We start from the raw sequence: 8,431 nt of genomic DNA, 5'->3' as shown, positions 1-8,431 counted from the left end.
TGGGTAGGGTAGGTGGGTTATAAGGGACGGGGGGGGGGGTGGTGGTGGGGGCGGGGTCGAGGCCGGGGGAGCCGGGGGTGAGGCGGGGGTTGAAGGGGTAGGTGCGGGGGGCTTTCGGGGCGGGGATGACCTGGGGCTGGATGTGGAGTTGGTCGAGGACGTCGGTGGCTTCGGTGCGCAGGGCGATGGGGGCGAGGGCGAGCGGGGCGTATCCGCGGCGGGTGAGGTCGGCTTTGCTCCCGCCGATGGCGTGGGTGGTGAGGGAGATCGCGCAGATGCCGATGACGACGGCGGTGAGCGGCCATTGTGGACGGACGAGCGTCGCGAGCGCGAGGAGCGCGGTGAGTGCGAGGGCGCTGACGATGGTGTAGCGGCTGATGAGTCCGATGTTGCCGCCGGGGGCGAGGTTGCTGGTGCGGCCCAACGCGACGAGGACGGCGAGCGCGGCGGCGTATCCGGCGATGCCGATCCATCCTCCGGCGCGCGGGTCGTGTTTCGCGGCGAGGGCGCAGGCGGTGAGAAGTGCGGTGGTCAGGGCTCCGGCGAGGACGGCGACGAGGGCTTGGTCGCCGGACCAGAGGCTGCCGAGTGCTGCTGCGGCGGCGGAGAGGCGGCCGTCGGGGTCGAGTGCGGTAGTGGCCAGCGATTGGGTGCCGCTGGGTTTGGTGAGCAGCCACCCGCCTAGGACGACGGTTCCGGCGGCGGCCAGGGCGAGGGTTTTGGCGCGGTTTTCTTTGCGGAGCAGGAAGATCGCGGCGACGATGAAGAACGCGGGGAGTCCGGCTCCGAAGCTGAGGCTGGCGAGGAGTGCCGCTGTTGTGGCGGTCCAGAGGCGGCCGCGGTGGGCTTGGGAGGCGGCGAGGACGGTGAAGAAGACTGCCGGGATCCAGCTGATGCCGTTGGTGCCTTGGAGCCAGATCTCGGCGAGGTGCGAGGTGAACAGCAGCCAGGACATCGCGGCGGCGAGTGCTGCCTTGCGGTGAGGGGACAGGGAAGCGGGCAGCATCGAGTACAGGCACGCGCCGATCCCGCCGACCAGCGCGACCGTGAGGACGGTGAGGACGCGGTTGTCGCCGCCGAACCAGGCGGCGTCGACGTAGAAGAGCAGCGAGGGGATGACGAAGGGCTGGTCGAGGTGGTAGGTGAACACCTGGCCCAGCACGAGATGTCCGCGGTCGTCAGTGATTTTGGCGAGGACGTGCCAGTAATCGAGCAGGACGTGCGCGCGCGGTGCCCGCAGGGCGGTCCACAATGCCAGCGCGGCGGGGACGGCGGCGAAGGCCGCGAGCGCGATGATCCCGGCGCGGGGTCTTCGGGTGGCGGGCAGTGCGGCGGCGGGGGAAGCGAGCGCGGTCAAGACCTCTCCTAGCGAAGTGGAGTCACTCCGGTCGGCGGCTTGCCGGACGTGCCCGCTGCGGGTCGCGGATCTTTCGGTGTGACCTGCTGCTTTTACCGCTTAGGGGAGGGTTTGGACAAGAGTGTCGTTGCTCTCTGGTTCCGGAGGTAACGGAACAATGCGGACACGACGATAACTTGTCCGCGGTTCGGGCTCGGCTTCCGGTCGGCACGACGGCAAACCCGGGTTTCGGCATCAGTCCGCGCCGGGCACGCCGTAGTACTGGCGGTATCCCGCTGACTGGCGTTCGACAGAGAATCCGTCGAAGTCGCGGGCTTCTTCGCACTCCTTCAGGTAGTCGAGTGCCTTCCGTGCCGCGCCCGCCGGATGAGTGCCGAGAAACGCTTTGGTCTTGTCCAGGCCCGCGCCGCACAGGAGTTGCACGTCAATCGAGAAGTGCGCGTCCCAGCCGGACTCTTTGGCCTGCCAGATGAGGAGGACGTCGTCCAACGAGCCGTGATGGAACAGCTGTACGCAACAGAGTTTCATCAACAAGGTGTCCGCGTCGGGTCCGGCCCGCATCGCCGCGGTGAGGATGCCGCGGACCTCGTCCAGTTGGCCGCCGGCGGGATGCAAGCCGTATCGCTCGAGAAGATCCTCCTCGGTCAAGCCTCGGTCTCCGTCCGGCTGGAGTACTCGGCCAGGAGCGCTTCGAGTTGTTCGGTCATGAAGACGTAGTAGTCGCGCATCTGCCGCAGCCTGCCGCGCTGCTCGGCGGCCAGGTGCTTCCCGTGCTCCTGCGCGTTCTCGGCCAGTTCGAGCAGTTCGCGGGTCGCGCTCACCTGGTGCTGCAGGCAGCCGAGCCAGGCATCGTCGCGCCAGCGGTAGACGAACTGGCGGCTGCCGGGGTTCTTGGTCCGCTCGACGACGCCGTTGACCATGAGCAGCCGCGTCATCTCGGACACCGAGCCCTTGCTCGCGTCGAGCGCGTCCTGGAGCTGGCCGAGCGTCAGGGGTTTCTCGCTGAGCATCAGCACGCCGCTGGTGCGGCCTGCCATCGGCGGCCAGCCCATCGCCCGGCCGATGCGCAGGCCGAAGTCCTCGACGAGAGCGTTCTCGCCGGGCTGGCTGTCGCCCGCGGGCACGGTCATCGGCACCTCACTGTAGCTCAGAAAAAACTGAACGTTCACTCTTGACTGAACGTAGCACCGGGGATCATTCTAGCCGCCACGAAGACCGGCGAAGGAGCAGGCAGATGGCGGACAGCGGCTGGGACCTCATCGTGGTCGGCGCCGGATCCTCGGGGGCGGCGCTGGCGGTGCGCTCGGCGGAGCGGGGCAAGCGGGTCCTGCTGCTCGAGGCGGGCCCGGACTACCGGTCGGCCGAGATGCACGAGGCGTGGCGCTCGCCCAATCCGATCGTCGCCCTGCTGCACCCGACGGCGGCCGAAGGCATGGTGTGGCCGGGTTTGGACTCCACGCGGACCGACCGGCAGCAGCCGGCGCCGTACTGGCGCGGCCGGGGCGTCGGCGGCAGTTCGTCGATCAACGGGCAGATCGCGATCCGCCCGCCGATGGCGGACTTCGTCGACTGGGCGCTGCCGGGCTGGGCTCCGGAGGACGTGCTGCCGTACTTCGCGAAGCTGGAGGACGACGAGGTCTTCGGCGACGAGTCCTACCACGGCCGCGGCGGCCCGACTCCGATTTACCGTACGCCGCAAGAGAACTGGGGTGCTGTCGACGCCGCGCTGCACCGCTCGGCGATCGCGGCGGGATACGGCTGGACTCCCGACGTGAACGCGCCCGCGGCGTCCGGCGTCTCGCCCTATCCGATCAATTCCCGGGCCGGACGGCGGGTTTCGGTCAACGACGCCTATCTCGAACCTGCTCGGGCGCTGCCGAACCTGACCATCCGCGGGGACGCGCTCGTGGACCAGGTGCTCTTCGAAGGCAGCCGTGCGATCGGCGTCCGGGCCGTAATCGGCGGGACAGTCACGACCGAACTCGCCGACACCGTCGTGCTGAGCGCGGGTGCGATCCACACGCCGGCGATCCTGCAGCGTTCGGGCGTCGGCCCGGCCGGACAGCTGCGGTCGCTCGGCGTCGACGTCCGCGCGGATCTGCCGGTCGGCCGCGGTCTGCAGGACCATCCGATCGCGATGATCCAGCTCCCGCTGACCGAAGCCGCGGCGATCAAGACGCCGGACGACCGGCACACCAACGTCTGCGTCCGCTTCACCAGCGGCCCGGGCACGCCCGAGGACGACCTGATGTTCGTTTCGATGAACCAGAGCGTGCTCGCCATGGCGTTCGCGAACACCGGTGCCGGGGCCGGCTCGTATGGGGTGTGGCTCAACCAGAACTATTCGCGCGGCGAGGTCAGCCTGGTCTCCGCCGACCCGGAGGTCCAGCCGCTGGTGCAGCAGCGGATGCTCTCCGACGAACGCGATCTGCCGCGGCTGCGCGCGGGCGTGCGGGCGCTGGTCGAACTGGCCCGCGCCGACGAGACCGCGCCGATCCTCGGCGGCCCGCTGGAGTCCGCGAACAAAGAGCTGTTCGCCGCGCTGGACAACGATCGCGAACTGGACGAGCACCTGCTGGCCACCGTCGGCGACTCGCAGCACGCCACCAGCACGTGCCGGATGGGCGATCCCGGGCACCGCGACACCGTGGTCGATCCCGAATGCCGGGTGCTCGGCGTCGACGGCCTGCGGGTGGTCGACGCGTCGATCTTCCCCTTCGTTCCGCGGGCCAACACCAACCTGGCCGCGATCATGGCCGGCGAACTGATGGCCGACCGACTCGACTGACAGCTGAGGAATCGAATGAAGACACTGCGGAATTTCATCGACGGCAACTGGGCGGACTCGCGCGGCGACGTCCTCCTCGACCTGGTCAATCCGGCGACTGAGGAAGTCATCGCCCGCCACCCCGCCGGATCTGCCGAGGACGTCGACGCTGCCGTTTCCGCGGCGGTCGCGGCACACCCCGCCTGGGCGGCGACGCCGGTAGCCGAGCGGGTCGCGCGGATCACCGCCTGGGCGGACGCCATCGCCGCGCACGCCGGTGAACTGGTCGAGCTGGAATGCCGGGAGATGGGCAAACCGCTGGGCATCGGGCGGACTTTCCTCGACGGCGCCGTAGCGGGTTTGCGCGCCGCGGCCGAGGAAGCGCTTTCCTACGACTTCGAGCAGCTCGTCGAGCGCCCGGACGGCGGCCGCACGCGGATTCTGCGCCATCCGCTCGGTGCGACCGCGGTCATCACGCCGTGGAATTTCCCCGTCACGGCCGTCCTCGCGGCGATCGGCCCGCTGCTGGCCGCGGGGAACACCGTCGTGCTCAAGCCGTCCGAACGCGGGCCGCTGTCGGTCGTGCGGCTGCTCGAACTGGCCGAACTGGCCGAACTGCCGCCGGGCGTGGTGAACCTGGTGCTCGGCGACGCGCGCGCCGGGATCCCGCTGACGGAGCACGACCAGATCCGGCTGGTGCACTTCACCGGTTCGGTCGCCACCGGCAAACGCGTCGGCGCGGCTGCGGGGGAGCGGCTGCGTCGCGCGGTTCTGGAACTGGGCGGCAAGGATCCGGTCGTAGTCGACGCGGGTGTCGATCCGGTTGCCACCGCCCAAGCCGTCGCGTTCGGGGCGTTCATCAACACCGGGCAGATCTGCACGTCGATGGAACGGATCTACGTGCACCGCGACGTCGCGGAGCCGTTCGTCGAGGCACTCGTCGCCGCAGCCGAAAGCTTCCCCGTCGGCAACGGTCTTGACGAAGGCGTCGTGCTCGGACCGCTGGTCGACCGGCAGCAGCGGGACATCGTCGCCCGGCACGTCGAGGACGCGGTGCGGAAAGGCGCGAAGGTCCGTACCGGCGGGATTGTCCCGTCTGGCAAGGGTTTCTACTATCCGCCCACCGTGCTCACCGACGTCGACGACTCGATGCTGGTCCTGACCGAGGAGACCTTCGGCCCGGTCGCGCCGGTCGTCGTCGTGGACTCGTTCGAGGAAGGACTCGAACGCGCTGCCCAGTCGAAATACGGCCTCGCGGCGACGGTCTACACCGACGACCCGGACCACATCGCCGCCGCCGCAAGCATCCCGGCCGGGGTCACCTGGGTAAACCAATGGCAGGGCGGCGGCCCCGAGCGGCTGTATGAGCCCGCTGGCGACAGCGGGATGGGCGCGACCGGTGCCCGCGCCGCGTACGACGCCGCGACCCGTCCGGCCTCGGTGCACATCGCGGCGGCCTCGTGAAGGACGTGATCGAGCGGCGGATCCGGTCGGCCGACGCCGAGCTTCTCGCGCTGTCACACCGGATTCACGCGCATCCGGAACTCGCCTTCGAGGAAGTCCGGGCCAGCGCTTGGGTGGCCGCCGCGCTCGCCGACGCGGGATTCGACGTCGAACACGGCTGTTACGGCCTGCCCACCGCGGTCCGCGCCACTGTGGGGTCGGGGCCGGTGCGAGTCGCGATCTGCGCCGAATACGACGCCCTGCCGGAGATCGGACATGCCTGCGGCCACAACGTGATCGCCGCCGCCGCGGTGGGCGCGGGCCTCGGCCTGGCCGGGCTGGCGGACGACCTCGGGCTCACCGTCACCGTGCTCGGCACTCCGGCCGAGGAAGGCGGCGGAGGCAAGGTGCTGATGCTCGAACGCGGCGCGTTCGACGACGTGGACGCCGCCATGATGGTGCACCCGGCGGCCGTGGAGACGGCGGCGATGCCGGGTTCGGCGGTGGCCCAGTTCGACGTGGCCTACCGAGGCAAACCCGCGCACGCCGGCGCCTACCCGCAGCTCGGCATCAACGCCGCCGACGCGATGACGGTCGCCCAGGTGGCAGTCGGCTTGCTGCGTCAGCAAACCGCTGGGAGCGACCGGATCAGCGGTGTCGTCACCGAAGCCGGGTCCGCGGCCAACGTCATTCCCGACGCCAGCCGCGGCCGCTGGATCGTCCGGACCGAAAGCCTGGCCGAACTGGATGCGCTGAAGGGCCGGGTGACGCGATGCTTCGAGGCGGGCGCGATGGCGACCGGCTCCGAGCTGTCGATCAGCGCGCTGGCACCGGATTACGCGGAGCTGCGGCCCGATCCCGCGTTGCTGAAGCTGTACCGAGCCAACGCCGAAGCCCTCGGCCGGGTTTTCCCGGATTTGCCCGGCGGCGCGGTCGGCGCCGCCACCGATATGGGCAACGTTTCCCACGCCGTGCCGACGATCCACCCGATGCTGGGCCTCGACTGTGCTCCGGCGGTCAACCACCAGCCCGAATTCACCGCGGCTTGCGTCACCCCGGCTGCCGACCGGGCGGTGCTCGACGGCGCGATCGCGATGGCTTGGACGGCCGCCGACTTCGCGGCGGAGCGTCGGTGACCGGAGAGCGCCGGAATGCCGCCGTGGTCGGGCGTGGTGCGCCTGGCGGCGACAGGCCAGCGGTCTGGTGATGCACCGGATCGACAACTCCGGTGAAGCATCCGTTGGCCGCGGATGTCCCGCATAACAACGAAATCCTTGACAGTTTCCGGACGGGGTGGGATCGGAGCTGAGCTGCTGCTCGTAGCCGAAGGAGAACTGCCGGGTGGGGTCAAGTCGCCCTTTCGGGTTGTCGGCTAGGACATTCAGGTGAAGATCGTGCGAGCCGGGCAAGGGATGGTGCCGGTTTGCTTCCGGTTTCCTGGCTGGTCTGAGACGCACCGCGGATTCATGGTTGTCCGTGCCACCCCGGCGGCCGGTTCCCGCGCAGCCCGTGTCTTGCCAGGCCTTGAGCTGCGCGGGCGGGGCTTGTCTCTCGGAAGGGATTCTCGCGATGACCCTTGTTGCGCGCGGCAGCCGTTCACGCTGCTTGGCCGGTGACCACGGGGCCGCCCTGCGGTCGTTGCGCTTGGCGGCCGAGCAGTACGCCGCGCGGGGATGGCCGGTGTTGCCGGGGCCGGTATGCGACGGGCTGACGAGCTGGGATCCGGTCACTCTCGAGCTGCTCGGCGGCCGGGAGGCGGCGGTGTCCCCGGTTGGCGCCACCGTCGACAGCCGGGTCATTTCGGAGTGGTGGTCCGTGCATCGGCAGGCGATTCTCGCACCGGTGGGCCGGCATTTCGACGTCCTGCGCACTCCCACTCACCTTGGCTGGCGGACGCTCGCCGCGTTCGACGGCGGGCGGCCGCTCGGGCCGATGGCGCTGTCGCCGCACGGAGCGTATTTCTTCGTCGAGCCCGGCGTACGCGTGAACGACGATCTGGCGCCCGGGGTCGAGATCCTTTCGTCAGGTGACCTCGTCGTTCTTCCGCCGAGCAGGGTGGTCGCCGGGGTCGTGTGGTGGCGCATCTCCCCGGCGGACCGCGACGCGCTCGGGGACGGTGCCGAGATCCTGGACAAACTCGCCGAACTTTCCCGCGAATCCGCATAGCAGGCGCGGCCCTGGCCGACGCTAGATCGGTGCTTGCCGCGTAACGCCGTGTCCCGCAGGCAGCGGCCGGGTTTTGCCGGGTTTCTGTCAGGCGGACGGCGTCACACGTCCAGGTGGTCTCGCGATTGTCCTCGCGCCGACCGGTTATCCCAGCGCGGACCGGTTGACGCGAGGGAAGCGAGGATCGCCATGACTGCCTGGTGGGGACTGGTGGGACTGGCAGGACTGCCCGGGATGTTCGCCCTGCTCCGGGCGCGTGCGTCCGGAGGGGATCCGCTGGCGCGCTATCCGGTCGCGCGCGAACCCGCGGTTCCGAACGCCGACGCGGCGCACACCCCGTTGATGATGCCCCGGGTCACGCCGGACATGCTCCACCACGACGGCGGCCAGGAAGCGGGGGCTGATTCCGAGGCGGAGTCTGCTCGGAGCGCGGTCCCGCGGGCTCGTACCGGTGGCCACGACAGTCCGGCGCCGACGGCGAATACGGCAAGCGTGTCCGGCCCGGCGGACGCATCCGCAGGCATCCGGCCGCAAGCGCCGCCGTCCGCTGGACGTCTGCTCCGGCCTGGCGCGCCGAAGGACCCGTCGCCGGACGGATCCGCGACACAACCCGTCGCGGCGCAGGAACCCTTGTCCAGTGCTTCCCGGCCTTCGGCAGCGCATCCGGAAAGCGCCGCCCCCCCTGTACCTTATAAACA

At 70.0% G+C, this 8,431-nt stretch carries 8 protein-coding genes; 5 read left to right on the top strand and 3 right to left on the bottom strand.

Annotated features, from left to right (window positions below):
• The 3 genes from D0D37_RS44675 to D0D37_RS44665 form a co-directional block, all read right to left on the bottom strand.
• Positions 1 to 1,357 (bottom strand): DUF2079 domain-containing protein (locus tag D0D37_RS44675; protein ID WP_208720554.1); only part of this gene is annotated, 1,357 nt, incomplete at its 3' end.
• A gap of 234 nt (positions 1,358 to 1,591) precedes the next feature.
• Complete coding sequence (locus D0D37_RS44670; protein WP_116206619.1) at positions 1,592 to 2,005, bottom strand: hypothetical protein; 414 nt, start codon at positions 2,003 to 2,005, stop codon at positions 1,592 to 1,594.
• On the bottom strand, positions 2,002 to 2,487 hold the full coding sequence (locus D0D37_RS44665) for a GbsR/MarR family transcriptional regulator (RefSeq protein WP_116206618.1): 486 nt from the start codon (positions 2,485 to 2,487) through the stop codon (positions 2,002 to 2,004). The genes D0D37_RS44670 and D0D37_RS44665 overlap by 4 nt, the downstream gene beginning before the upstream one ends.
• Before the next feature lie 104 nt (positions 2,488 to 2,591).
• Here D0D37_RS44665 and D0D37_RS44660 point away from each other — a divergent pair, with 104 nt between their 5' ends.
• The 5 genes from D0D37_RS44660 to D0D37_RS47705 all read left to right on the top strand — a co-directional run.
• On the top strand, positions 2,592 to 4,145 hold the full coding sequence (locus D0D37_RS44660) for a GMC family oxidoreductase (protein WP_116206617.1): 1,554 nt from the start codon (positions 2,592 to 2,594) through the stop codon (positions 4,143 to 4,145).
• A 15-nt stretch (positions 4,146 to 4,160) separates the two neighbouring features.
• Positions 4,161 to 5,588: an aldehyde dehydrogenase family protein gene (locus D0D37_RS44655; protein WP_116206616.1), complete on the top strand. Its 1,428-nt coding sequence runs from the start codon at positions 4,161 to 4,163 to the stop codon at positions 5,586 to 5,588.
• Entirely contained in the window at positions 5,585 to 6,703 is a 1,119-nt protein-coding gene (locus tag D0D37_RS44650) for a M20 family metallopeptidase (protein WP_116206615.1), read from the top strand. Before D0D37_RS44655 ends, D0D37_RS44650 begins: the two co-directional genes overlap by 4 nt.
• Positions 6,704 to 7,136: 433 nt before the next feature.
• Positions 7,137 to 7,733, top strand: coding sequence for a bifunctional DNA primase/polymerase (locus D0D37_RS44645; protein WP_116206614.1), 597 nt, complete (start codon positions 7,137 to 7,139; stop codon positions 7,731 to 7,733).
• A gap of 189 nt (positions 7,734 to 7,922) precedes the next feature.
• Positions 7,923 to 8,431, top strand: a 509-nt coding sequence (locus D0D37_RS47705; protein ID WP_425267039.1) for a hypothetical protein, incomplete at its 3' end; no start/stop codon positions are given.

The organism is Amycolatopsis circi, from assembly GCF_003385235.1.
Lineage (GTDB): Bacteria > Actinomycetota > Actinomycetes > Mycobacteriales > Pseudonocardiaceae > Amycolatopsis > Amycolatopsis circi.
This window is presented reverse-complemented; position numbering and strand designations above follow the sequence as displayed.

Excerpts from the sequence above, each read along its gene's own strand:
- D0D37_RS44645 (WP_116206614.1), top strand. The coding sequence starts at position 7,137 with ATGACCCTTGTTGCGCGCGGCAGCCGTTCACGCTGCTTGGCCGGTGAC.
- D0D37_RS44660 (WP_116206617.1), top strand. The coding sequence starts at position 2,592 with ATGGCGGACAGCGGCTGGGACCTCATCGTGGTCGGCGCCGGATCCTCG.
- D0D37_RS44655 (WP_116206616.1), top strand. The coding sequence starts at position 4,161 with ATGAAGACACTGCGGAATTTCATCGACGGCAACTGGGCGGACTCGCGC.
- D0D37_RS44665 (WP_116206618.1), bottom strand. The coding sequence starts at position 2,487 with ATGACCGTGCCCGCGGGCGACAGCCAGCCCGGCGAGAACGCTCTCGTC.